Below are 25,985 nucleotides of genomic sequence, written 5' to 3'. Positions count from 1 at the left end.
AGATCAGGGGGCATGAAAACCTAGTCGATAAAGGCTGGTGCGCGTTCAGCAAATTCAAAACCGCCAGAGCGCCCACCTGCGTGTTTTGCCAAGAATTCTTCGATCAGGCGCGCGCGGCGCAATCTGTCCCGCCACAGATGCACGCCGTGGCCCGCATCGGGGAAATAATGCACCTCGACATCTTTGCCCGCGGCCATTGCATCGGTCTCAAAATCCTTGACCTGCTGAACCGAGGTGATCTGATCGCGCAGCCCGCCTAAGATCATGAGAGGGCCATGTAGCTCGTCGATCCTGTTGGAAGGCGAATACATGCGCATCAATTCCAGATCATCTGCACTATCGACCTTGCCGAAATAACGCCACCAGCCGTGAATGCCGCTTTGCCAGAACCCTGGATAGCTTTTGGACTGGAATTCGATATCCAGCATCGGGAACTCAACAATGGCTGCGTCAAACAGGCCAGGATCGCGGCTCATGGCGAGGGCGGCTGAGTAGCCGCCATAGCTGGTGCCCATCGCAATCAACGCATCCGTATCGGCCAGCCCTTCCGAGACCAGCCAATTGGCCGCATCCGCAATGTCGTCTTGCATGGCGCGGCCAAATTCCTTGAACCCCTTTGACTGGAACTCTTTCCCGAAACCGGTCGAGCCGCGGAAATTCACGGATAATACCCCATAGCCACGGTTTACCCACAGCTGGGTTTCTGGATCATATCCAAGGATGGCATGCTGCGCAGGCCCCCCGTGGATGTAAACGATAAAGGGAATGGGCCCCGCTACATCCTGCGGCATTGTCAGCACTGCGGGGATCTCCAGCCCGTCGCGGGCCGAAAATGTCACTGCTTGCTCCTCTACAAAATGCTCTTTGAATCGCGCGGTCGGGGCTTCGCCAAGGATTTTGTAGGATTTTTCTTCCATGTCGATCAGTAAGAATGTGTAAGGCTTGCTTTGGGCGGAAATGGCCTGTGTGATATAGCGCCCCGATGCGCTGACCACAGTTTCACCCAAGGAGACAGGTTGCGCGAAATCCGATAGAATATCCAAAAACACCTGCCCCCGTTCGGTAAGCGCAATACGGTCTTTATTTGCAACGCCCATACGCAGGACATCCGGCGTATTAGGCAAGGACAAGAGCGTCGTAAAACCAATGTCAGTTTGTGGGTTTTCATGCAGGACAGTTTCCTGCCCCGTCTGCGTGTCAAAGGAAACAAGCGCAACCTTATCACGCCCACGCGAGGAACGGGCCAAAATGGTCCCGTCATTGCGCCCTGCTGAAATCGGCGCGAATTGGTCATTCACATTGATATCGATCAGCGCTGTCCAATCCGCGCCTTGCTTGCCAAAAAGTCGCGTTGTCGCAGGATCAAGGCTGTCTAGCCGCAGTACAGGACTGGTGTAGGTTTCATCAAACACCCAATAGAGCGTTTGCGCGTTTCCTTCAGCCACTTTGTTGGCGTTCAGCCCGTCTTGGGACACTAGCCACATATGGCCATTGTCATTTGCGCTTTCTTTTCCCCATGTCAGAATGTCTTGGTCCGCGGTGGTTGCGATTTCATTTTTCGCCCACCCACCGGACAAGCGATTGGGACTGGTACGGCGCCAATTTTCACGCTCAGGCTGGAACGGGTCCACCTCCCAATCATGGCCCTCAAAGATAAAGCGGATCAGGGGTTTGGTGGGGTGCCACCTGCGAAACTGCACATTGGCTGGAAACTCTGCAATGACCTTATTCGTGGTCAGGTCTTTTACGACGGTCTTGGAACCTGTCAGGCTGGATTGCAGATAAGAGATCAATCGCCCATCGCTGGATGCCGAAAAGCTTTGCGCAGCATTGGGATGGGCGAAAAATGCACGGGTGGGGATAAGGGGCGGTAGGCTGCTGGCCTTTAGGCCCTCATGTGTCGCTGCCGTATCGCGCGTCACAAACATTGCGGCACCCGCACCGATCGCCAAAACGGCAGCGCCCCCCAAAAGCAGTTTTTTCAAAATTGCACCTTCCCAGTAGAACACAGGTTACTGCCGAAAGGACAACAACATCGAAATACTACCAGAGAGGGAATTTATCGCAAGCTGGTTTTGCCACGCCCCACAGTGAACAAGAAAGAAGCGGCCGCCTGTTTTCACACAGCTTTGCGGCCGCCTTGTTTTCACCAATGGCTATAGTTTGATCACTGCCATTTTGTCTTGGGTCATGTCGTGCATCGTATAGCCGATCCCACCTGTGCCATAGCCTGACTGCCTTCTGCCCGCAAAAGGCATCCAATCAACGCGAAAGGCCGTATGGTCATTCACCATGACAGCCGTAGCATCCAATTGCTGCAAGGCATTCATCGTCACATCAAGGTTCTTGGAATAAACCGAGGCTTGGAAGGCAAAGGGCAAGCTATTGGCCTGTTGGATCGCAGCATCAAATGTGTCGTATTCATAAACGCACATCACAGGGCCAAATATCTCTTGCAGGGACACTTTATCAGCCTGCGACGGGCGCAATAAAACTGTTGGGGCATAGGTGGTATCCCCCAGTTTTTCACCGCCACACAAGACATCTGCGCCGCCGGATCGGGCCTCATCCACCCATTGCGCCACGCGATCAACCTCGCGCGGGCGGATCAGCGGCCCTGCTTCTGTCTCTTCCTTGATTGCGTTGCCCACAACCAGTTTCTCAGCAGCGGCGCTCAGCAGTTGTGCTACGTCTTCGGCCATGCCTTTGGGCGCCAACACCCGCTGCACCGAAACACATACCTGTCCGGAGTGATAAAAACCGCCCTTGGCCAAACTAGGGATCATCGCCTCGATATCCGCCGTGGCATCAATGATCACAGGCGCAGAGCCCCCGTGCTCAAGCGCGCAGCGCGTGCCTGGTGCCAGTTTTGAGCGCAGCATCCACCCCACTTTGGCAGAGCCGATAAAGCTGAAAAACGCCACCCGCGGGTCTGTCACCAGTTTTTCCGCCGTGGGAATATCACAGGGGACAAAACGGCACCATTCTTCGGGCAGGCCTGCCTCGATCAGGATGTCGACAAAGGCTTTGCAGGACAGCGGCGTATCATCCGCAGGTTTCACCAAGACAGGGCAGCCCGTCGCCACCGCTGGGGCGACTTGATGCACAATCAGGTTGAGCGGGTGATTAAAGGCCGACACCGCCACAACGGGGCCAATCGGCTCGCGTTGTGTAAAGGCGATGCGCCCTGCCCCCGCCTGTGTCAAATCCATCGGGATTTGCTTGCCCGCGAGGTTGGGGATTTCTTTGATGCACAGGTTCATCCCATCAATGGCGCGCGCGACTTCCACACGCGCATCCATCAAAGGTTTGCCGCCTTCATTGGCAATCAGCATGGCCAGTTCCTCAAACCGGCCCTGCATCAAATCGCCCGCTTTCTTCAGGATGTCGATCCGTTGATATGCGGGCATCCAGCATTTGCGATTTTCATGCAATTGCTTGGCTGTGGCGAGGTAACCATCGATCTGGTCCCAACTGCTCAGCGCGACCGATCCGATCGCCCTGAGGTCATAGGGATTGACGACATCAAGGGTGCCCGCACTCATAGCAGGCACGCTTTTTCAGCCAGCTCGTCGATCAGAACCTTCTGGTTGTCAGAATAATCAACAGGCAAATCAATCAAATGCACGCCGCCCTCTTTGAAGGCTTTGTCGATGGTGGGCACCAAATCATCCGCAGCTTCGATCCGGTGGCCAGATGCACCATAGCTTTCGGCATATTTAACAAAATCAGGGTTGCCAAATTCCAGCCCCCAATCGTCAAAACCTGCCGCCGATTGCTTCCAGCGGATCATCCCGTAAGAGCTATCGTTGAGCACCATCACCACAAGGTTCAGGCGCAAGCGGATCGCGGTTTCAAGCTCTTGGCTGTTCATCATAAAGCCGCCATCGCCGCAAATCGCCATCACGCGGCGGTCGGGGTATTGCATGGCCGCGGCCATCGCTGATGGCAATCCCGCGCCCATGGTCGCCAACGCATTGTCCAGCAGAACTGTGTTCGGTTCATAGGCTTTGTAGTTGCGCGCGTACCAGATTTTATAGATGCCATTGTCCAGCGCGATGATGTCTTTGGGGCCCATCGCCTTGCGGGTATCAGCAACAAACCGCTGCGGCGTGACGGGAAAACGCGGGTCATCCACGCCTTCGGCCAAATGGGTTTCGACCTCTGTTTTGATCTTGTTAAAGTAGCTCAGATCGACCTTCAGCTTGTCGCCGACAGCCGCTTGCAGCTTGCGAACCGAGGCGGCCAGATCACCCACGACTTCGACCTGTGGAAAATAAACTGAATCCACCTGTGCGGATTTATAGTTCACATGGATCACCTTCTTGCCGCCATCCTCCATAAAGAAGGGCGGCTTTTCAACCACATCATGGCCAAAGTTGATCACCAGATCGGCACGATCAATGGCGCAGTGCATATAATCGCCATCAGATAACGCAGCCGTCCCCAAAAACAAATCCGAGCGTTCATCAACCACGCCTTTGCCCATTTGCGTCACAAAGAACGGGATGCCCGTTGCTTCGACAAAACCGGAAATTGCATCGCGCACCTCTTTGCGGTTCGCGCCTGCACCCACCAAGACCAGCGGCATCTTTGCCTTTTGGATCAAATCTGCCGCATCGGCCAGTACCGCGTCATCGGCAACCGCGTAATAGCGTTTGTGGGGCGGGATCACGGCGGTGTCGCATTGTTCTTCTGCAATGTCCTCGGGCAGTTCTAACAGAACCGCGCCTGGGCGTTCTTCGCTGGCGACACGAAAGGCTTCGCGCACCAGTGAGGGGATCGTATTGCCGTGAACGATCTGTTTGCTCATCTTGCAGATCGGTTCAAACAGGCCGACCACATCAATGATCTGGAATTGGCCTTGTTTGGATTTCTTGATCGGCTTTTGCCCCGTGATCATGATCAACGGAAAGCCCCCCAGATGGGCGTAGGCCGCTGGGGTTGCGAAATTCGTAGCACCAGGCCCCAGCGTTGCCATACAAACACCCGGCTTGCCCGTTAAGCGCCCGTAGGTGGCCGCCATAAAGGCCGCCCCCTGTTCGTGACGTGTCAGAACCAGTTTGATGCTGGAGGTCCGCAAGGATTCAACCAGATCGAGGTTCTCCTCCCCCGGGACTGCAAAAATTTCTTCGACGCCTTCGGCCTCAAGAGCCTGAACAAAAAGGTCGGTCGCCTTAACTGTCGGTTTTGTTGCATTCGTCATTGTATCGTCCTCCGGTTATTCTGCTGCGGGCTTGGGGGCGTATTGGGGCAAAGTCTCCTTGCGCGGATAGCGTTCATCCATTGCAATCGATGTCCCGTCAGATTGCATGATACGCACGTGTTTGCGTTTCATCAGGCGCGGACGCCCTACCCCAACCGAGTGTGAAATCACTTCAACTTCGTGGATCATGTTTTTGCAGAAATTGGCGACCTTGACCGCTTTATTCGCCGGATCAAGCCCCTTTTGCAGGCGTTTGTTATGGGTTGTGATCCCCGTTGGGCAGGTGTTTTTGTTACATTTGAGCGCCTGAATGCACCCAAGTGAGAACATGAACCCCCGCGCCGAGCAGATGAAATCCGCCCCAGAGGCCAAGGCCCATGCCACCTCGGATGGGGTCACCAGCTTGCCCGATGCGATCACGCGGATGCGGTCGCGCAGGCCGTATTCTGACAAGATATCAACAACCAGCGGCAAGGATTCCTTGATCACCAATCCCACGTTATCCATCAGCGGCATCGGGGCCGCGCCTGTGCCGCCATCGCCACTGTCGATGGTGATAAAGTCGGGTGCAGATTCAATGCCACGGCGGTGGATTTCCTCGGCCAATGTGGACAGCCAACCATAGCTGCCAACCACCGCTTTGAAGCCCACTGGTTTGCCCGTCACGTCGCGCACATGGTTGATCATATCCAACATTGACGCGGCATCGTTGATCTCTGGGTGGCGGTTGGGCGAGATTGAATCCTCCCCTTCAGGGATGCCACGGATCGCGGCGATCTTTGGCGTCACTTTCGAACCTGGCAGGATCCCCCCCTTGCCAGGTTTGGCACCTTGGCTCATCTTCAGCTCGAACATGCGGACCTGTTCATGTGCGGCGACTTCTTTCAGCTTGGCATCGGATAGGTTGCCTTCTTCATCCCGCACGCCGTATTTTGCGGTCCCGATCTGGAACACGATATCCGCGCCCCCTTCCAAGTGATAAGGCGACAGACCGCCCTCGCCCGTGTTCATCCAGCAGCCAGCCATCTTGGCCCCTTTGGACAAGGCGCGCACAGCCGGCGTTGACAGCGCGCCATAGCTCATGGCGGAAATGTTGAAAAACGACGGCGCGTTAAAAGGTTTTTCGCTATAAGGCCCGATCAAAAGCGGCTGCACTTCATAGGCGTCCTCATCCAGCGTCGGAAACGGGCAGTTCACAAAAATAGGCGTTCCGGGCGCGCTGAGCATCTTGCTGGAGCCAAAAGCGACAGTGTTATCGTCCCCCTTTGCCGCACGCCCGATCCAGTCGCGCTCGGCACGGTTAAAAGGCATCTCTTCGCGGTCCATGGCAAAGAAATACTGCCGGAAAAATTCACCCAATTCGGTAAACACATGACGGAACCGACCGATAACAGGGTAGTTTCTGCGAACCGCATCACTGGTCTGTGTGACATCGACGACAAACATGACAACAAGGGCAAGAGCCGCCAGCCCGATTAAGAAAATAAAGGTCGTGGCTAAGATCGGGAGATAGTTTGTCATAATGTCCTCACATCAGTGGGTTTCCGGCTGAAAACGTCGTTTTCTGCTACCGGACGGGTTACAAATTGGCTGCGCGCTTTTGGCACGTTGCTTTTGGTTAAATCGCATATGTCAGCGATCGCTAGAACCGATTGTACGGTATCTGTCGAAAAGTTGATCACGCCGTGAACGGAGGGCCAGCCTATTGGAGCCAGTGTTCAACCCGTTTTAGAACATCCTTGAGCGTGAGGCGTCGGTCTTCGATCGGGCCCGCGCGATGGGCATCTTGTGCCGCATCCATCCTGTTTTTCAAAATGGCGGCAAATTCATCGCGCAGTTCAGGTCGCGCGGCCAAAACCTTTTGCAGCGCATCAATTTCGATCCGAATGAGCGTGACATTCGTCGAGGCGGTAAAGCTGAGAAAGGACGGCGTATCCATCACGATTGAAGTCAGGCTAAAATACTGCCCCGACCTGAGATGATCAACCACGGTTGGCTTTCCTGACGGGGTGGCGACGCTTGCCTTGACGACACCGTGCAGCACAACATCCACGGTATTGGCGATTTGCCCCTGTGTGGCAATGACAGTTCCGGCGTCAAAAACCTCACGGGTGCTACGCTGGGCAAGCTCGTCCAATTCTTCGTCAGATAGGAACTTGCTGATATCCACCATGCGCAAGGCCAGCATCGTCGTGGGTGGCTCGACAGGTTGCGGATCAATCTGGCGGCTGTGGTGTTCGTAGATATCTGGCGAAACCAATGTTCCCACGTCTTTGAGGGCATAGTGGATTTCTTGAAACAATTGTTCGCGCCCTGCAAACATTGAAACATAATTCGGGAAATGCACCCAAACCATATAGGTGTAGGGCACGGTTGAAGCATCAGCCAAGCGCACCGTTGGCAGCGGATCTTTCATGATCTTGCTGCATTTCAACGCCGCCTCCAGCAGCAATGCTTGGGCAAGGCGGGGGTCGACCTCGGCGGGGACTTTCACCTCATACCACGGCGCATAGGGGTGATCTGCCCCATGCAGGTTTGTGATGCCCTGTTTGGCCAATTCGCTATTGGGCACGACCAGTGTTGTGTTGTCCCATGCCAGCAAACGGGTGGCACGCCAATTCACATCAACCACCTTCCCCTCAGAGCCATCGGCCAAACGAATATATTCCCCCAGCTTAAAGGGGTGTTCGATGCTCAGCGCGATACCGGAAAACAAATCCCCCAAGGTCTGTTGCATGGCAAAGGCAACCAGCGCGGCAACCGCACCCGTTGAGATATACAGGCCGGTGATCGAATAGCCTTGGACAAACATGAACAGGCCAACGCCCGCAAATAAGAAAAGCCCAAACAGTAGCCCGCGTTGAATACCTGGCAGATAGCCAGTGTCGTCCTGATTGCGTTTGGAAAGCAAGGATAGTTCAAGAAGCCGCGCAAAACACCACGCAATCGACAGGAAAAATACAAATAAAACCAGCGCCTTACTTGCATGTCTGGCCGCATCCAACCCAGATAAAAACGCCAATATCGCCGCCCCAACCAACGCCACAAATAATGGCGCCGCACCCAAATCCGCAACGGCCAGCATCAACGGGTATTTCGCAGATTTCCCCGCACCTACAAAAAACCGCCTGCCAAACAACCACACGGCAAGACAACACATGAGGGTTCCTGCCCACCACGGATGGCCCGCCACCAGAGCTTCAAGAGCGTTAAGAAATCCCATGTTTGTGCATTTCACTCATATTGCAGTCTCGACCATCTCGCTGTCTTTCTGGCGCATTTTGCGCTGGGTCATTTGGGGCTTTTATGCCCGTCACAAAGCCCCGTTATAAGGATAGCCGACAGGCATGTTCCAAAAATTACCTTCAATCCGTGTGAGGGGCCTTGCCGCTGTGCCCGGTCGTGCGCTTTCGCGGATGATCTTGGCGATATCGGATAGAACATTTCGGTTGGTTCGGTAATAGGCATGCCCCGTCAGCCCCTTTACCCCGTCCACATTTACAAAACTCACCGTTTTGACCTGCGTGAAAATCTCCTTGTCGACCTCTTTGAGGCTGTTGTGGGTCAGCCGACCAAATCGCTGCCCTGCCATAAGCCGTTGCGCCAGCCCCAAGGCTGTATCGCCGCGGTTCATATAGACCGTGATTTGCCCAATCGCAGCGCCGAAGCCTTCGGCGATCAAGCGCTGGCGTACCACAGCAAAGTCCAAATCAGGGGCTGCCAAGACCAAATTGGCAATCTTCAGCGCGTCCTTGGGTTTCTTCCCCTGATTTCTAAGCGCGATGATCATTTCGCGCAAAGCAGTGGTGATCACATCCGTGCCCCTGCTATGCGCAACGATGTGGATTTTCTCTAGCTCTGGAATTTCTGACAGTTGGGTCAGGAACTCTTTGAGATGAAAAATCGTAAACTCGCCGGATTCGCGGTCTTTGAAATAGCCAAACAATCCCCCTGCCCCAGCAGGCCATGAATATAAGATCGGTACGCCCTGCCGTCCGCTAAAATGCCAGATATCGGCCAGCGAATATAACCCATCCTCAAAGCTGTTATTATATCCGGGCACATGGATAACGACCTCATTCTGGCCAGCAAGGCGCATTTGCTTGCGGATCTCATTCTGGAATATCGCCCGTTTCTCGGTATAGGACGCAATCGCTTCGCGGGTTCGAACCGGCTCACCATTCACAACCCTAAAAGGGATCGGTGTTTTGTCGAACTTCAATATCTCACGGTTTTGCACCACGTTAAGCTTGATCTTTTCTTGGCGCTTAATCTCGCCACTGGCCGCACGCAGACCTGCCCAATCCAGATCATCGCCGAAAGACACCGAAGAGGCGCCAAAAACCATGCGGCTAGAGCGTTCCGTACCATAGGTAACGCCCTGCTCTTGCGGTTCTGCCAGACGGTCGGTCATGTAGAAAATACGAGGCAGGCTGGTTTGGTTCACCTGCGAGATTTCGGCATCGGGATATGCGCCATTGCCAAAAATATTAGGCGTCGGTGCCAAAACCCGCGCAGGGCTGCAGGCGCCAACCCCAATCAGGACAACAATGAACAGAGCATTTCGCAGATTGATCCACGTCGAAACAAACATATTTTTCACATGACGCCCTAGTTTAAGTGACCCCTTGATACCCGATAGGCTACTTCAACAAGCATTAAGTTAACTTGCCCCTAAATCAAGGATTGCCTGTCCCGTATCCGTCCCAGAGCGATCAGAAGAAACCACTATCACGCCATTGTGACCAGTTAACCTATTGAAACGGGCCAGATCACCGCCGCCCTTATGCGGTCTTTTTTGGGGGCTCATTTCAATTGTCTTGGTTAAGGCGCCAAAGCTTCTAACGCAGGATTCAAAAACACTGATGCGTCAGGGAAGGAACAGGTTGAAAGATAGTGAAAAAACAAACAAACCTGTAGAGGCTGGCCATCCCTTTGATGGGCCAAATTTCAGGAGAAACGACATGCGGGTTGTTATAAATGGTTTCGGTCGTATCGGGCGCACAATCCTGCGCCAGCTGCTAACGGATCCCGCCCATCAGGATATCGACGTGGCCTTGATCAATGACATCGCCCCGTTAGAAACCTGCGCCTATCTTTTCAAATACGACAGCACCTTTGGCCCCTTGCCTTTTGATGTAACCATCGAAGGCAACAGCCTGCGCATCAACAATCGATTGATCCCGTTTTCAGATAAGGCCGAGCTGAGCGGCGCCGACCTGCCAGCCAGTGACGTTTTTCTGGAATGTACGGGCAAAGTGCACTCACGCGAGGTCGCCGAGCGCGGGTCAAGCTCGGGCGCCCGTGCTGTTTTGATCTCGGGGCCGTCTGAATTTGCGGATCGTGCCATCGTGTTGGGCGCGAATGAAGAAACCCTTGGCGATGCGCGCATTATCTCCAATTCCTCCTGTACCACCAATGCCATAGCGCCCCTTCTAAAACTCATCGACACGCAATTCGGGATAGAGGCGGCGCATGTGAGCACGATCCATTGCTATACCAGCAGCCAGCCTATGGTTGACGCGCCGCGTGGAGATCTGGCGCGCAGCCGCGCAGGTGCTGAATCAATGGTGCCAACCACAACCAGCGCGGCAAAGGAGCTGACCAAACTGCTGCCCCAAATTGGCGCAAAAACCAGCGTTGCCGCCGTCCGTGTCCCCAGCCTGAGCGTCTCGGCCATTGATGCCACCTTGCAGCTGTCCTCGGCTTTGCCCGATGCGCTTGACGCCGCAATTCTACAAACGATTGATCAATCTGCGGTGATAGGCTGCACGAATGATCCCTGTGTTTCGCGCGACATGCGCGAGCGGCCAGAATCCCTCATCCTTGCGCTGCCCGAAACCCAAACCATCGGTGATCGTCAGCTCCGTCTGTTTGGCTGGTACGATAACGAATGGGGGTTTTCCGCGCGGATGATCGACATGGCGCGGCTATTGGCCAAACGCCACGCCCCCTAAGCCTCGATCAGGAACGGTTGGTCAAACCAATGCTCTTGCAGGTTTGCCCCTGCTCCTATCCGGTCAACGACCGCAAACAGAGCATTTGCCGACAGCGGGGTTAACACCCCATGCCATGTGCCACGGTGAAAGTTGATCCCCTGCCCTGACGCCGTGACAAAGGCGCTGGGGGCTACGGGCTGTCCTTCTACGTCTTGCGCGACGACAACCAGAAACGGGTCGTTCGACATCGGGATAAAGGCCTGACTACCGTCAGGATGCCGCTCAACCATCTCAAGCTTTAGCGGCAGCGTTTCCATCTCGCCGCGAAACAGGCTGATGCCTGCGCGACCATCGCCAAAATCCAGATGCGCCCTATCGTGGAACCGTCCGCATTTGCCTTGGTTAATGATCTTATCGGGCTGGCCTGCGGCATCTAAAACATCGCCAAAGGGCGCAAAGGCGGCCGCTGTGAGGGGGGCAACTTTGATACTTTGGCTCATGCCTTGAAGACCTCGTTCAGGCGCAACTGGGCGATGCGCTCAACCTGTTTGCAGGCCTCGTTAAACTCTGTGTCGCGGTCATGGGTGATGCGTTGTTGAAACGCGTCCATGATTGATGCCTTGCTGTGGTCGCGGACGGCTATGATAAAGGGAAAGCCGAACTTTTCCGTATAGGCCGCGTTCAACGCAACGAACTGCGCCCGCTCATCATCGGTGAGCGCATCTAACCCTGCCGAGGCTTGCTCGGCTGTGGAGTCTTCCGTGAGCCGCTTAGCCGCCGCCAGCTTTCCTGCCAGATCGGGGTGGGCATTCAGCACCGCCAGCCGCTGCCCCTGATCCGCGCGCCGAAAAACCCGCGCCATCATCTGGTGAATACCTGCCGCATTGTCATGGGTTGGTCCCAGCTCTAACCCATAGGCCCCTTCAGCAACCCAAGCGCTATGTTCAAAGATGCCACCAAACAGATCGATGAACGCCTCGCGATCCATCTCGGAGGGGCGCAGCGGTGCCTTTGGCGGGTGCTCAGCGGCCCAATGCTCGGCGATCTGCAAGCGTGTGGCAAACCAGACATCCTCATGCGACTTCATATATTCAATCGCACGGCGCAGCGCCGCCGCACGGCCCGGACGCCCGACCAGACGACAATGCAGCCCGATCGACAACATCTTGGGCGCGCCCGCAGCCCCCTCTTCATAGAGGTAATCGAAGCTGTCCTTTAGATAGCTTTCGAACTGATCCCCGTTCGTATAGCCCGCCTGAATGGCAAAGCGCATATCGTTGCAATCCATCGTATAGGGCACGACAAGCTGATCCTTGCCGTCAAACCGCTCCCAATAGGGCAGATCATCACTGTAGCTATCGGCCACATAGGCAAACTGCCCCGTTTCAGCCACCAGCCGCATGGTGTTGTTCGAACACCGCCCCGTGTACCATCCGCGCGGCGCTTGGCCTGTGACTTCGGTATGAAGCTGGATGGCTTGGGCGATCTGGCTGCGCTCTTCTTCTTCGGGCATGTCTTTATGCTCAACCCACTTCAGGCCGTGGCTGGCGATTTCCCAATGGGCCGCCTGCATGGCTGCAACCTGCTGAGGCGCCCGCGCAAGGGCCGTGGCGACCCCGTATACCGTTACAGGCAGATCGCTGAGCATCCGATGAACACGCCAGAACCCTGCCCGCGATCCGTATTCATAGATGGATTCCATATTCCAGTGGCGCTGATCCGGCCAAGGCGCGGCGCCTGTGATCTCGGAGAGAAAGGCCTCGGATGCGGCATCGCCATGCAGGATGTTATTTTCGCCGCCCTCTTCATAGTTCAGCACAATCTGAACCGCAATTTTTGCGCCATTTGGCCAGTTCGCCGCCGGAGGGGTCGCCCCATAACCTGTCATATCACGCGGATATCTTTGCACGATCTGCTCTCCTTTTTTGCTGGCGTTCGCCCTTGGCCCAAATAGTACACAAAACCGTCACGCGATACCTGTGCATTGGCTTTGTGGAGCAGTATGATCATAAAATACACCCCACGAGGAGAGGTAAAATGAGCGGCTATCTAACAACCCATGTTTTAGACACGGCCCGTGGCTGCCCCGCCCAAGGGGTGCGAATTGACCTGTTTCGGATTGAGGGGGAAACGCGAACCTTCCTCAAGACCCTCAAAACAAACGCAGACGGGCGCACCGATGAACAGATACTGCCAGCCACCTTGTTTGAAATTGGCACTTACGAGCTGGTTTTTCATGCGGGTGACTATCTATACGCGGCAGGAACGCCCCCCGAAGACCCGCGATTTTTGGATATCATCCCCCTGCGATTTGGCATGTCCCAAGGTCAGCACTATCACGTGCCTTTGCTGCTTTCGCCCTTTGGCTATTCGACCTATCGTGGCAGCTAAACCACCTTGCCCTAAATCCCCGTTTCCGGAGTAAACCATGTACGATCTTGCAATCATCTGGGACTGGATCGCCTTTTGCGTGCGCTGGCTGCATGTCGTGACAGCAATGGCATGGATTGGCGCGTCCTTCTTTTTCATCGCGCTGGACCTTGGCCTGCGCAAAGCGCCCGATATGCCAAACGGCGTTTTTGGCGAAGAATGGCAGGTGCATGGCGGCGGCTTTTACCACATCCAGAAATATCTGGTCGCCCCCGACAATATGCCCGAGCACCTGATCTGGCATAAATGGCAAAGCTATATCACGTGGGTTTCAGGCGCGGCCCTTTTGATGATCGTCTATTGGGTCGGCGGCGAGCTGTTTTTGCTGGACCCCAACAAGGCCGAGCTAAGCCTGTTCCAAGGGATCCTGATCTCTGGTGGCTCGCTCACCATTGGCTGGATCGCCTATGATTTCATGTGTAAATCCAAATTAGGAGAGCACTCTACCCTATTGATGTTGCTTCTCTTTGCCCTTTTGGTGGCGATGGCATGGGGGTATAATCAAATCTTCACAGGCCGCGCCGCATTGCTGCATCTGGGGGCTTTCACCGCTTCGATCATGACGGGCAATGTGTTCTTTCAGATCATGCCAAACCAGCGGATCGTTGTTGCGGACCTCAAAGCGGGCCGTAAACCCGATGCGAAATACGGCAAAATCGCCAAGCTGCGATCAACCCACAACAACTACCTCACCCTGCCTGTCGTCTTTTTGATGCTGTCCAACCATTACCCGCTGGCCTTTGCGACCGAGTATAGCTGGATCATCGCCAGCCTGATCTTTCTGACGGGCGTCACTATTCGGCATTATTTCAACACCATGCACGCCACAGGCACAGGGCCGCATTGGACATGGGCGGCAACGGCGATCCTGATGATCCTCATCGCATGGCTTTCCACCGCGCGCGGCACTGACACCTATGAAGAAGCAATGGCCCGCGACCTTACCCCCTTTGAGCAGCAATATGCCTCGGCACAGGGGTTTGAGGAAGCTTATGATGTGGTTCTGGGCAATTGTTCAATGTGCCATGCACGCGAGCCCGCATGGGACGGCATCAGATGGGCCCCCAAAGGCGTTGTTCTGGAAACCCCTAGTGATGTCGCCCGATATGCAGAGCAGATATTCCTGCACGCAGGCGTGAGCACCGCAATGCCGCCACCAAACGCCATTGCGACCATGAGTGCTGAAAACCGTGACACCATTGTTGCTTGGGTGCGTAATGCAAAAAGCGATTGAACCCAATCGCAGCTTGTCGTTTCAAACCCTCGCCCTAGCTTGGCGAAAACAACTCTTTGACAGGATACAAAATGCCTCACCCACTCCTGACCCAACAAGATATCGAAACCTACCAGCGTGACGGCACCGTGCTGGTCAAAGGGCTGTTCAAGGACCAAGTAGAGCAACTGCGCGCGGGTGTTGAGCGCAACATGGCTGAGCCCGGCCCTTATGCCGCTGAAAACCTCAAAGAGGGTGAAAACGGACGTTTTTTCGACGACTATTGCAACTGGACCCGCATTCCCGAGTTTGCAGAGGCGATCCAATCATCCCCAGCCGCTGCCGTGGCGGCCGAGCTGATGGGCTCTGAAACCGTTCAGATGTTCCACGATCATGTTTTGGTAAAAGAACCCGGCACCTCCAAACCCACACCATGGCATCAAGATGGGCCATATTACTTTGTTGAGGGCCAGCAAACCGTCAGCTTCTGGTCCCCGCTTGACCCCGTCACAACGGCCTCTTTGCGCTGCGTTGCCGGATCGCACCTGTGGGAAAAGCCGATCCTGCCCACCCGCTGGCTGGCCGAGACCAGTTTTTACCCCAATGAAGAAGACTACATGCAAGTACCTGACCCCGATGCCGAGGGCATGAAAATCCTTGAATGGGAGATGGAGCCGGGAGACGCGGTTGCCTTTAACTATATGACACTTCACGGCGCCCGCGGGAACGATAGCACCTCACGCAGGCGCGCATTCTCGCTGCGCCTTGTTGGCGATGACGCGCGCTATGTCGAACGCCCTGGCCCGACCTCACCGCCCTTTCCCGGCCATGAGATGCAAGCAGGCCAGCGCCTGCGGCGTGACTGGTTTCCGATGCTGATTGGCTCTGCCGATTAACGCCCCATACTCCCCCATAACACTGCTTGAAAGGCACCCAATGATCGAACGTATCGAAACCTCTGCCCGCACCTCAAAAATCGTCAAACACCGTGGCGTTGCCTATCTGTGTGGTCAGGTTGGCGAGGGTGACACAATCCAAGAGCAAACCGTCGAATGCCTGCGCCGTGTCGACGCGCTGCTTACTCAGGCGGGGTCGTCCCGCGAAAAGATGCTGCGCGCCACGATCTGGCTAGCTGATATGAGCGACTTTGCTGGTTTAAACGAGATCTGGAACGACTGGGTCCCCGAAGGCTTTGCCCCCGCCCGCGCGTGCGGCGAGGCAAAACTGGCCCGTGCCGCGCTGAAAGTAGAAATCATCGTAGACGCCGCCTACGACGAATGATGCGCCCGCATGCTGCGTTATTTCAAACGCAGCATGCCAAGATCGGAAATGTCGCGTTCTAAACCGCGTACCCCTCACACCGCAGGCCATGGCTATCTTGCGCGCCCTGCCCCGAATGACGGATAGCCCTTATGTGTTTTTCGCACCGCGTGGCGGGATGCTTTCAGATATGAGCATCTCCGCTGTTATGCCCCGGATGCAGAACAGCGAAATAAAGTCAGGCCGCGCAGGTTTTTGGGATCCACGCAGCAAACGCGCGGCAGTGCCCCACGGACTACGCTCTACCTTTCGCCAGTGGGCAGCGGAACAAGGTTTCCCTCGTGATATGGCAGAAATCTCACTGGCGCACTTTATTGGTTCAGACGTAGAGCAGGCCTACCAGCGAAGCGACATGCTGGAATGCCGACGAGCGATGATGGAAGCTTGGGCTTGTTTTCTGCTCGGCAGGAACATCTCTAATTCTGTGGTAGATTTGGGCTGACCGCAAGCAGGCAGAAGTAGAGCGCTAATGCCTTGCGGACCCAGAATGAGCCCTACAAAGCGAGAACGATTTAACTCTTCAACGAAGTGATGGAACTTTGCCAGCCCCAAAAACAAGACAGCCCGAAATTTGCCCAGAACGCCCGCTGCTCGACATGGAAATGGGAGCTGCTTGGCGGAAACCATCAGGGCCAGCGGACATTCGCTGCGGTCTGCACCAAGGTCAGCTATGCGCAGAATGCGGGATTTGCAAAGTCACGCGAACGGCCAAAAAATACTGCTCGAGTTGGCCCCGCACGCTGCGACGCAGCTTCCCTGAAGCAGACGTTGATACGTTGATGCAGCATTATTGAGGTATTGAGGTCTGTTACGCGGACTTAGCTGCCGTAGAAGAATTTCACCTCAGCGGCTGACGCGGTATCCTGTGTAAACCCAAATGCATAGAAGAACGACTGATGCAAAAACTGGGTCAATAAACCCAAGGCTCATCCCGCCCGGCATCTTCTCTTCTAACCAATCCGATACAAAATTGTCGTTGCGTAAGACAATTCCGATAATGGCACAGCCGCCAAAGAATAGTGTTGCGCCCGCTGCTTCATCAATTGCTTTTTGTTGATATTGAGTTAGCGACTTTGGCAACAACCTACTAAAAGCATTCAGTACTTTGCCGATGGTCCAAACAAAGAACCAAACGAAAAATAGTTGTAAACCAATTCCAACGCTTGGATTCTTGAGTGCCATCAGGCCGAAAATCACCAACGGAATAACAAGCCACAACTTGTGCTTCTCGGCGAAGCGATCAATCTTCTCATCCAATTGATCGGGTTTCTTATCAGACAATCCCAACTCCCTTTGTATTGATCTGCCGCAAATTTGGACTAAGGCAAGCGCTTAGTCAAACCGGCACTCTGGGCTCTTTGGCGACTTTCGCCGCGATTGCACGTCGAAAAAGCTGGGTCGCAGCCCAGAGCGTCCGTTTTCGTGAAATTGCTCAGTTTCGATTGCGGGCGCAGCGAAGGTACGCAATCCGCCCAAGCTGTCGTTTGGCCTTGTCCGCTTTGGGCTGAGAGCCGACCTTAGACGCGTTTCACACGAACGTCCGCAACGGGCCGTCAAGTTAGCCAGTCTGAGGTCGTTTGGCAGGATCGCGGCAATGCGGCTAACGGCGGGTGTGAGCCCCCTTTGTCGGATACTGCATAGCGTACGAACGGCTGCTGCCTGTTAGTGTTTGCCGCCGCCGCGTAAACGGCTCATTGTGACTGGTGTGATCCCCAAAAAGGATGCTATCAACGTATGGGCAAAGATGCCTTCATAGCCTGGGAATGCTTGGCGAAACCAAGTGAGCCGCTCCGCTCCTTTAAGAGCGGCGAGGCACCATTCTCGATCTGCTTTCTGGCTTAGCGCGTCCCGCAAGACTCCGTTGGCCCAATTTCGGATGGGTTCGGATGAAATCATTCGATCTGAAAGCTGATCACTGTCGATCATTGCAAGCTGGGAATCGGACGTTGCTGCAATGGACACGAGTGACACACCGTCGCGCGTTCGAGCGATATTTGGCGTGATAACGCAGGGAGCTACATACAATCCGACGCTAACTTCTTTGCCATCTTGGTCACAAATGCTGCTCACCATGCACCCTTCCAAAAGAACAAATTCGCCTGTTTCAGGTTGTTCCTGCCGCGTCAGGTGCACGCCCTTGTTCACACGTGATCGTTTCCAATCGGATGCGAAATCGTCGGCGCACCCCATGTCTGACAGGTAAGGTGACTGCATCAGAAATGTCCGTAGATCCATTTTGGCGTGCCTTATCAATTGATAATGCGGGTGACTTCCCTTGAGGGCATGTGTGGCACAGATCAAGGAGTTTACAAAATGACGAATATAAATTTGTCCAAGCATATTGGAAAAATTGCGGTTGGCTCAGGGCTGATCGCTGCATCAATCTATTTGTTGATGATTAAGATCACACTCGCCCATATCGAAACGGTCTCAGGGCATGTTCCCTTTGACATGCGCCCTCTCGGCTATGACCCCACAGAGGGGGCAGCGCTTCTTGAAGCGTTAGGAATGGAAGGGCGCGCGTATTACCTAAGTCACCAGATCGCTTTGGATACAGTTTATCCAGCCATGCTTGCAGTGACTTTGATCGCTACGATCTGCTGGTTTGGGCAACGCATGGGAAACAGAAAACTTGCCCGCTTTGGCATCGCCTTTTCGGTTGGTAGTGCTTTGTTTGATTATATCGAAAACCTTGGTATCGCGGCCATGATTTGGAACTGGCCAGAGGTTTCCGTTCCATTGGTTTATGCCGCCAGCACAGCCACAGTTCTTAAATCCGCCCTAACAACCTTAGCAGTGCTACTAACGCTTTTGGTGGGGTTTAACTGGGCACGTTTCTCTGAAGTGGACGTTCGACAGTAGGCTGGCAACGATAGCTATACCAGCCCAGAAGGCAAACACCTGAACCGCACTAGACAAAACCACCCCGATCCACGCAACAAGCAGCCAAGAGCAGGCCGTCGCAAGTATCCGGCAGAAAAGACGTGTGCGACATATGCCCATCAAAACCCAAATGCTGCCCCTTATTCTAATATCAGTGATGTGCTCAAAACCGACCTTGGCCTAAGGAGGAACGGCCCGAAGCTGCTGTTGGCGCAGTTGTGCATTGTGCAATGAACAAATCGCCAAACCAACCGTTCCACACCTCGCGCCGAAATGTTCATTCTTCCAAAGCTTCAATCCAGACATCCGGTACCGCCCCCTTGCGACGAATGCTCACAAGGGGGGGCAGATTGGCCCTACAAAAGCCAGTTTGCCTCCGCTTTGGGGATCGCTTCAGAGAAGGACATTTCGTGAATGATGCTGCCGGTTGCAACCTCGATGCCGCTTGCAAGCGGCACTGTCATCTTGATATCGCCGCCAAGGCGGAGATAGCCAGGCTGTGCGGTTTCGTCATTCGGTTTCTGCTCGGAATGGCGCGCGTCGCTCAAGAGGTGATTGCCCGAAATCTCGATACGGATGATGTCACCGTTGTAGGGCGTTTCGATCAGGAAACCGTCAGGCCAGCCGTTGCCGGATTGCGGGCCGACATGGATTTCACCAACGAAGCTATCCTCGAATTCACCCGTGCTGAGCAGGATTTCACTGCCTTTTGCCAACATGAACTTGCAAACGACCTTATTCCCATAATCCGAGTTGTGTTGAATATATGAGAAGTTCAGTGTGAAATCTCCGCATTCCGCACGGCCCCAGTGCCAAGCTTTGAGAACACCTTCGATACCGGCGTTGCCCCAATTGTGGTCGTGGTAGCCCTTGCCATCCTCGATTTTGATCGTTTCGCCAGCGACTTGAATGGTGCCATTAACGGCGGCGCGCGGCGCAGGCACGACATGTGCGTTAAACACCGTCAGCGCCTCATCGAAATACATCGCACCAGATCCTGCACGCCAGGACTCAACAGTCGCGACAAGTTCAAGGTCCACAACCACATCTTCGTGCTCTGCGTGAAGCTGCCAAGTCGGATAGCGGCCTTTACACCAGTTGTTGCCTAGTTTTACGTCGCAATGCTCTTTCGATGCGATGAACTCCACACCTGGGAACGGCACCTGAAAATCGCGGTTGGTGCCGTCGGGGAGTTCGACGTTCAACATCATCATGGGCGGCAGATTTGGATTATCCAGCATGATCAACGGGCGGTCCATCAGGATCACCGCTGCCTTCAATCCGGTATCGGTGAAGAGGTCAAAATACCACCACTCGTAATGGCGCGGGTTTGCGTCATTGTGATAGGCGTCGTCGCGGTCGGTCACAACTTCCTGCGCGGCCTGATCAAAAAGGCCCGGAGCCTCGTAATTGCCAATGACGAATTTTGGTGTCTGGGCACTGGCCATGGAGCGCAAGCCAGGCACAAGCAGGAAGCCCGCTCCGAACGCGGTTGAAGTCAAAAGGGATCTTCGGGAGATTTTCATGGTCTTTCCTTTTGGAAGAGTTGGTTAGGTAGAGAGCTGATCAGCTTTCAGACTGGTTCAGCAGCTTTGCGTATTTTTGGAGAAATAGGTCCGCGCCCTTCATCTTGCTGGTCAGGAAGTCCCCTGCGGTGAAAAACCCAAGGAAGGAATTCCCCTGCTTGGGACCAAGCGGCACAAGGATCAGCGCCTTACTGCCCCAGGGCTTGTAGGGCTTCATGTCTTCGACGGTTTTACCCTCTACCACCCCGGTCAGCGTCGCCTTGAGCCATGGCAGCTGGCGGCTGATGGCCACGATGGTCATCGCGTCGCCCGCATCCACAACATCACCGGCCGCAAACACGTTTGGCAAAGCAGACGGGCGCATCCACGGGTCGACCTTGATACGGTTCGCCGTCGATTTCTCGACACCGGCAAGGGCTTCAAGCAGCTCGGAATTTGCACGCGATCCGATAACCGGAAAGATTAGGTCGAAGTCGTGTTGTGACCCATCGGCGAGTTGCAGGGGGCCCGTATACGGCTTGGTCAAGCTTTTCAGGTTTTCCGCCATCTGGCCAAGAATGAGCGTGACGCCAGCCTTGCGCAGTTTCGCAGCAAGCGAACGGCCCAGTTTAGACGGCATCGTCGGGAACAAACTGTCGTCGCTAGAGATCAGCGTCACCTGCTTGTCGGGCATGGCATGGGCGATTTCACCCGCAAGCTCGGTGCCAACCGCGCCCGCCCCGACAATACCGATACTCTGCGCCGCTTTGAGTTGCTGGTGAATACGCTGATTGTCTGCCTTGAGGTCCGCAATATCTGAGCCTTGAGGCTTGAAGGGCACCGCGTTGCCAGATCCGGTGGCAACAACGATTTGATCCGCCTCTACCCGAGTACCGTCCTCCAACGTGACCCCCTTCGCGTCTATGGCTTTTGCCTTGGACGCGATGACCCTGCCGTTCGTGAGCAGCCGATCATAGGGAATGAGAGCGCGATCCAGCAGCGAAGGGTCGACAACGGCGCGGATCATGGCCGGCGCGTGTACGAAGTGACTGCGCGGCTCGATCAATGTGACTTCCACGGTGTCGTCGAGAGACTTCGCAAGCTCGGCGCCTACGTACCCGCCGCCGACAATGGCAATTTTCTGTGACATGATTTTCAACCTTCTTGGGGGGCTTGCGGCGTTATTCTAAGATTTGTGGGCGGCATGATCAGCGGGATAGGTAATCTGCCCGAATTTCCCGCCGCGATACGCGCGGAACGCTTGCGCCAGCTCGCCGTCGCTGTTCATGACAAACGGGCCGCGCATGGCGATGGGGTCGGTGATCGCCTCACCGCCAAACAGCAGCAGATCGAGCGGTTCAACAGTCGGGTTGGTTATCTCCAACGTCTCACCCCCTGCGTCTAATCCGATGAGGGTATGCGCGTCGATCCTTACATCACCGACCATACCCCCCTGCATCGGCAGGTATCCCGCGACAGGCAGACCGGCGTGCAAGGCGATATCGACCGTCGCAAGCGGCTCGACCCTGACGTGCCAGATGAATTCGCGTGCATATGTGGGAATGGGCGAGGATTGCCCATCATAACCGCCAAGCAGAACTTTGACCTCCCCGCGCCCCCCCGCGAGCATTGCAACGGGCAACTCCGAGGATGAGACGGGCATGTATTGTGCAGGCGCGATCTTGTTTGGCGCGGGCAAGTTGATCCAGAACTGAAAGGAATGCAGCACCCCGCCATCACGGCGCAAGGGCGTTGCGAGCATTTCGTCATGGATAATGCCGTTGCCCGCATTCATCCATTGCACGCCTCCCGCCGTGACGGTGCTGTGGTTTCCGAGGCTGTCGAAATGGGTCATCGCGCCTTCCATGACATATGTGAAAGTCACAATGCCCGCGTGGGGATGCGCAAAGCTGCCATCCGGCTCGGGCAACGCACCGGCTGCGATTTCGCGCCTGGGCAGATGATCGAGAAGCAAGAACGGACCGACCGCATTCACTGCTCGGTTCGGAAGGGCACGTGCGATGGTAAATGTACCGACCCGATCGGGCTGCGCTGGCTCTTGGAAAGAAACTTGTTCCATTGGATTTCTCCGGTTGTTGATCCGAGGATAGGCGAAGCGGAACTTGATTGATATTTATACTTTTTTAGTATCTGTATAAGTAATTCTTAACTTATGGTGCCTGATGAAACTCGATCAATTGAATGTCTTGCGCGCCGTTGTTGAAACCGGCTCGGTCAAAGCCGCCGCCGACCAGCTCAACCGGACGCAGCCAGCGATCAGCCAAGCGTTAAAGGCCTTGGAGCTCCAGACCGGAACCGAGCTGTTTGACCGCTCGGGGTATCGGCTTGAACTCACCCCCGTTGGAAAACGTGTCTACCTTCAATCCCTGCGCGTTTTGACGGAGGCTGAGGATTTGGGCCAGTTGATCAAGCATTTCGAGAAGGGACAGGAAGAAACGATCACTATCGCAGTGGATGCGAGCACTGACCTCAACGCGTTGACACCCGTCTTGTCGAAACTGCAAACGAACTTTCCCGAGACCCGCGTGGTCTTGCGCCCCGAGGTTCTGTCTGGCGCCATCGAAGCCGTAAAAACGGAAACCGCAGCAATCGCGATTTCACCAATGTCCTCGATAATGCTCGAGGAAGAGGGCTTTGACTACATCCCCCTTGGAAAATCGACGTTGCGCAATGTTACCGCGCCATCCCTTAGGGCTGATATGGATAATCCCAAGAAGCTCTCGGACCTGCGGCGTTTCCATCAGGTCATCGCAAGCGACAGCGGGCAAGCCGAAGGGATGTTTGACCGCGAAATCGGTGTCCAGAAAGGTCAGCGCCGCTGGTACGTCAGCGACCTACACACAAAAAAGCATCTTCTGATCGCGGGGCTCGGCTGGGGCCGCCTGCCAGAACACATGATCGCCGACGAGTTGAAGCAGGGCCGCCTGTGCGAGATAGACTTGCCACACACGCATCTTGCCTTCGACGTCACCATCTATGCGTTTCGCCAGTCCAAACCAATCGTCCGCGCCGTAGCGGAATTGCTTTGGAGAGAATTTAAAGCCCATGCTGCGTAAGGCATGGGCATCGTGAAAAACGGCTTTGATAGCCGATTTCCCGAAGCGTTTTCGGCTCCTGACCCTTTATCAAAGTAGTGCTCTGGCTGTCCCCGTGATGCCGGCAAATGCATCATGGGATCCCCTGACAGTCGAATGGCGGCTTCAACAAATCCACACGCGTTTTCGCCGCCGTTGAGAACGACAGGTGTGAGCCCATCCTGAAAATTCGGTTTTATTGCTGCGCGCGCATGCAGAGCGGGACATGCTGCGCCGTTTTTAATTTCAAGGCTACCGCGCAGCGGAAAGACCAGACATTCGTACATAATGCAGCAAAGATCAGATGCAGCATTCACAGACTAAGGGCCAAACCGTCATCGGCTTTGTGAGTCTTGTAGTCAGAAGGTGAAGGCTTCACGATGAAGCCTACTTTCCTCGACGCCTAATTCAGTGAGCGCTGCTTCACCCCAAGTCATGAAACCATTCGGTCCGCACATGTAGACCTCTCGCGAGTCGACTGCTGAGATGCATTCGATATCTTCAACCTGCACGCGCCTTTCTTCGATCTGCATCATGTCTTCAGAAAATGCAGAACGCAGATCATTTCTTGCAGATTTTGCGACCATTAGATCATCCTTGGCGCTTTGAAACGCCACAATGCGCAGTTTCACACTGGCTGGGACAGCACCAATTTGCCGCGCAAAATGCTCCAGCACTCTGATGTCATCACCACGGCCAGAAAACAACAGAACGATATCGGTCGATGTTTGCGGGTGGGCACGCGCCATCTCAAGGATGCCGTCCCACATCGCCATGAACGGGGTGATGCCGACACCGCCCGCGATCCACAGCATCTTGGATGGAACACTTGGGAGAGCACCTTTTGTGCCCGGCGTAAAACATGTAAAACTCGCACCTGTGCCTTTGAACTCAACCGGCAGCTTGAGCTGGACAAGTTTGTGGGCGTTATTGTGCAGAACATTAGACATCAAGCCGCCTGTTTTTCTTTTGACGGTGACGCTCAGCTGATTGGTGGCAGCAAATTCATTGCTGTCGGCATCGTAGGCGGGCGCGTTCGACAGGGTCCATGAGCGTAGGTAATCTTCGTTAACCAGCTGCGGGTAGGCTTCGCTCATGTGGCGGTATCCGGCGTCCATCAGGCCAGAGAAGTCAAAGACACCATAGCCGCCAGGCAAAGGCGTTTTGATCGGTTGTGACAGGTCGAAGTTAAAAGTCCTGATGCTGTCAGAAAGCCTGTGCGTCGAAACGAGCGTGGCTGAGATCGGGGACGCGGCTTCAGGGGGGACGAAGACATGGCCCGTCTGTTCCAGTTCGCGGCGCAAATATTTGACGGGCGGGTTATAAAGCGAAACCTGCTCATCGGACGTCAGTCGGAGGTTGAGTGCGTTTTTGACAAAGACGGCGCCCGTTACTTTGATGCGGGTCAGCAGGTTGCTCCGCGGCATCAAGGCTTCTGCTTCGTCATCAAGCAGGTTTTCGGCCTCCCCCGTGATGTAGAGAACGTGACCTGTGCGAAAGTCCGGAAAGGCGAGGCCGACCTCTGGGTCTGTCTCAATATTGCCGAGGGACTGATAGAAACGATTGCCGGAATGGTCGGGTAAAACCAGATAGGTCGTAATCTCGTCACCATTGGTTTCTTCGTAGAGGCGGGTAAAACCCGGTGCGCCGCCGCGATGATTGACGCCCATGTCGGTCTTGATGCCAGAACTGGCCTCATCCGCACTGTGCTTTGTTGCCAAAAATACTGTGCTGGCTTGGTCCACAATGGCTTTGGCGGCATTCGGCAAAGCGGCGGTGTGGGTTTCAAAGCTGTCATACACGAGGTCTGCACTGCGTTTTTCATACGCCAACTCACGCAGGGTAATGTATTTGGGACAGTTCCCCAAATGTTGGTCAGACGCCAAGAGCAGGCTAATTTTCCCGCTCTCTTCAACAGATGCCGCACGAATTTCCCCAGCGATTTTGTTGCGCCGGCGATTGCTGAAATCGACCCCTACGCCAGCAAAGAGTTTTTGCGCATGGTCAGAGGTTGGACCTTGCATCAAAGCCCGCGCGAAGGGATCGTATGGGTTGCTTTCGGCAACAACGCTCATTGTGTTTTGATCGGAAATTTTGATGCCTGCCGACGGGTCACTCTTTGAGTGTGTGACAAGAAGGCTGACCCAAGGCCGCCCATCGTGATCCAGTGTTGCGAGCGGCAAATAGGGCAGATCGGCAAAGAAATCCGCGTGCTGCTGTGGCATGTCAGGGGCGATGTATTGGGGAATGGAGGTGATCATTTCCTTGGGCGTATTGCGCCGCTCTTGAAGCCGCAGCTCGCCTTTATGGGATTTATGAATCTGGGCCATTTCGTGTTCCAATCCTTCGTCTGAAAAGCGGTTGTGTTGCGGTGTTTGCGCTGACTCCTTTCTT

General features: G+C 54.9%; 22 protein-coding genes. 8 read left to right on the top strand and 14 right to left on the bottom strand.

From position 1 onward, the window contains the following. Positions 1 to 20 precede the first annotated feature (20 nt). The 6 genes from Z948_RS18505 to Z948_RS0112910 form a co-directional block, all read right to left on the bottom strand. On the bottom strand, positions 21 to 1,985 hold the full coding sequence (locus tag Z948_RS18505) for an alpha/beta hydrolase family protein (protein ID WP_156023537.1): 1,965 nt from the start codon (positions 1,983 to 1,985) through the stop codon (positions 21 to 23). A gap of 171 nt (positions 1,986 to 2,156) precedes the next feature. Continuing rightward, positions 2,157 to 3,545 carry an aldehyde dehydrogenase family protein gene (locus Z948_RS0112930; RefSeq protein ID WP_037952423.1) on the bottom strand — a complete coding sequence of 463 codons (1,389 nt, stop codon included), beginning with the start codon at positions 3,543 to 3,545 and terminating at the stop codon, positions 2,157 to 2,159. Further along, positions 3,542 to 5,206 (bottom strand): acetolactate synthase large subunit, encoded by a 1,665-nt coding sequence (locus Z948_RS0112925; protein ID WP_025059984.1) that lies wholly within the window; start codon positions 5,204 to 5,206, stop codon positions 3,542 to 3,544. Before Z948_RS0112925 ends, Z948_RS0112930 begins: the two co-directional genes overlap by 4 nt. 15 nt (positions 5,207 to 5,221) lie before the next feature. Further along, a complete protein-coding gene (locus Z948_RS0112920) occupies positions 5,222 to 6,727 on the bottom strand; it encodes an FMN-binding glutamate synthase family protein (RefSeq protein ID WP_025059983.1) in 1,506 nt (501 codons plus the stop codon). A 181-nt stretch (positions 6,728 to 6,908) separates the two neighbouring features. Next, complete coding sequence (locus Z948_RS0112915; RefSeq protein WP_037952421.1) at positions 6,909 to 8,429, bottom strand: mechanosensitive ion channel domain-containing protein; 1,521 nt, start codon at positions 8,427 to 8,429, stop codon at positions 6,909 to 6,911. 90 nt (positions 8,430 to 8,519) lie between these two features. Next, positions 8,520 to 9,800, bottom strand: coding sequence for an alpha/beta hydrolase (locus tag Z948_RS0112910; RefSeq protein WP_025059981.1), 1,281 nt, complete (start codon positions 9,798 to 9,800; stop codon positions 8,520 to 8,522). A 370-nt stretch (positions 9,801 to 10,170) separates the two neighbouring features. Between Z948_RS0112910 and Z948_RS0112905 the strand changes: the two genes are divergently transcribed. Then, entirely contained in the window at positions 10,171 to 11,163 is a 993-nt protein-coding gene (locus Z948_RS0112905) for a type I glyceraldehyde-3-phosphate dehydrogenase (protein ID WP_025059980.1), read from the top strand. Here Z948_RS0112905 and Z948_RS0112900 read toward each other — a convergent pair. Together Z948_RS0112900 and puuE are read right to left on the bottom strand one after the other, a co-directional pair. Then, positions 11,160 to 11,645: an ureidoglycolate lyase gene (locus Z948_RS0112900; protein ID WP_025059979.1), complete on the bottom strand. Its 486-nt coding sequence runs from the start codon at positions 11,643 to 11,645 to the stop codon at positions 11,160 to 11,162. The genes Z948_RS0112905 and Z948_RS0112900 overlap by 4 nt on opposite strands. After that, entirely contained in the window at positions 11,642 to 13,054 is a 1,413-nt protein-coding gene (gene puuE / locus Z948_RS0112895) for an allantoinase PuuE (RefSeq protein WP_025059978.1), read from the bottom strand. The genes Z948_RS0112900 and puuE overlap by 4 nt, the downstream gene beginning before the upstream one ends. A 128-nt stretch (positions 13,055 to 13,182) precedes the next feature. On the opposite strand from puuE, the gene uraH reads away from it, so the two are divergent. The 5 genes from uraH (at position 13,183) to Z948_RS0112870 (ending at position 16,550) form a co-directional block, all read left to right on the top strand. Continuing rightward, entirely contained in the window at positions 13,183 to 13,536 is a 354-nt protein-coding gene (gene uraH, locus Z948_RS0112890; RefSeq protein ID WP_025059977.1) for a hydroxyisourate hydrolase, read from the top strand. 37 nt (positions 13,537 to 13,573) lie between these two features. Then, entirely contained in the window at positions 13,574 to 14,809 is a 1,236-nt protein-coding gene (locus Z948_RS0112885) for a urate hydroxylase PuuD (RefSeq protein WP_025059976.1), read from the top strand. Between the two features lie 71 nt (positions 14,810 to 14,880). After that, positions 14,881 to 15,684, top strand: coding sequence for a phytanoyl-CoA dioxygenase family protein (locus tag Z948_RS0112880; RefSeq protein ID WP_025059975.1), 804 nt, complete (start codon positions 14,881 to 14,883; stop codon positions 15,682 to 15,684). 40 nt (positions 15,685 to 15,724) lie between these two features. Further along, complete coding sequence (locus tag Z948_RS0112875; RefSeq protein WP_025059974.1) at positions 15,725 to 16,069, top strand: RidA family protein; 345 nt, start codon at positions 15,725 to 15,727, stop codon at positions 16,067 to 16,069. Between the two features lie 88 nt (positions 16,070 to 16,157). Continuing rightward, positions 16,158 to 16,550, top strand: a complete 393-nt coding sequence (locus Z948_RS0112870; protein WP_025059973.1) for a tyrosine-type recombinase/integrase — start codon at positions 16,158 to 16,160, stop codon at positions 16,548 to 16,550. 401 nt (positions 16,551 to 16,951) lie between these two features. On the opposite strand, the gene Z948_RS0112865 is transcribed toward Z948_RS0112870, so the two are convergent. After that, the gene (locus tag Z948_RS0112865; protein ID WP_025059972.1) at positions 16,952 to 17,389 is read right to left on the bottom strand and encodes a hypothetical protein; all 438 of its coding nucleotides are present in this window, start codon (positions 17,387 to 17,389) and stop codon (positions 16,952 to 16,954) included. 381 nt (positions 17,390 to 17,770) lie between these two features. After that, positions 17,771 to 18,343, bottom strand: a complete 573-nt coding sequence (locus Z948_RS0112860; RefSeq protein ID WP_025059971.1) for a Crp/Fnr family transcriptional regulator — start codon at positions 18,341 to 18,343, stop codon at positions 17,771 to 17,773. A gap of 78 nt (positions 18,344 to 18,421) precedes the next feature. On the opposite strand from Z948_RS0112860, the gene Z948_RS18105 reads away from it, so the two are divergent. Continuing rightward, positions 18,422 to 18,970, top strand: coding sequence for a hypothetical protein (locus tag Z948_RS18105; RefSeq protein ID WP_025059970.1), 549 nt, complete (start codon positions 18,422 to 18,424; stop codon positions 18,968 to 18,970). Positions 18,971 to 19,347: 377 nt separating this feature from the next. Here the strand turns inward: Z948_RS18105 and Z948_RS18500 are convergent, their stop codons facing one another. From Z948_RS18500 to Z948_RS0112840, 3 genes are read right to left on the bottom strand one after another with little or no spacing between them, the layout of a single operon-like run. After that, positions 19,348 to 20,517 (bottom strand): hypothetical protein, encoded by a 1,170-nt coding sequence (locus Z948_RS18500; RefSeq protein ID WP_025059969.1) that lies wholly within the window; start codon positions 20,515 to 20,517, stop codon positions 19,348 to 19,350. Positions 20,518 to 20,557: 40 nt separating this feature from the next. After that, positions 20,558 to 21,646, bottom strand: coding sequence for an NAD(P)/FAD-dependent oxidoreductase (locus tag Z948_RS0112845; RefSeq protein WP_025059968.1), 1,089 nt, complete (start codon positions 21,644 to 21,646; stop codon positions 20,558 to 20,560). 36 nt (positions 21,647 to 21,682) lie between these two features. Next, positions 21,683 to 22,576, bottom strand: coding sequence for a pirin family protein (locus Z948_RS0112840; protein ID WP_025059967.1), 894 nt, complete (start codon positions 22,574 to 22,576; stop codon positions 21,683 to 21,685). A 103-nt stretch (positions 22,577 to 22,679) separates the two neighbouring features. On the opposite strand from Z948_RS0112840, the gene Z948_RS0112835 reads away from it, so the two are divergent. Continuing rightward, a complete protein-coding gene (locus tag Z948_RS0112835; RefSeq protein WP_025059966.1) occupies positions 22,680 to 23,573 on the top strand; it encodes a LysR family transcriptional regulator in 894 nt (297 codons plus the stop codon). A 377-nt stretch (positions 23,574 to 23,950) separates the two neighbouring features. Here the strand turns inward: Z948_RS0112835 and Z948_RS0112830 are convergent, their stop codons facing one another. Then, on the bottom strand, positions 23,951 to 25,921 hold the full coding sequence (locus Z948_RS0112830; RefSeq protein WP_025059965.1) for a pyridoxamine 5'-phosphate oxidase family protein: 1,971 nt from the start codon (positions 25,919 to 25,921) through the stop codon (positions 23,951 to 23,953). Positions 25,922 to 25,985: the final 64 nt, after the last annotated feature.

This window comes from Sulfitobacter donghicola DSW-25 = KCTC 12864 = JCM 14565, assembly GCF_000622405.1.
GTDB lineage: Bacteria > Pseudomonadota > Alphaproteobacteria > Rhodobacterales > Rhodobacteraceae > Sulfitobacter > Sulfitobacter donghicola.
The sequence above is the reverse complement of the archived record's forward strand: the minus strand, read 5'-3'. Positions and strand labels throughout refer to the sequence as shown.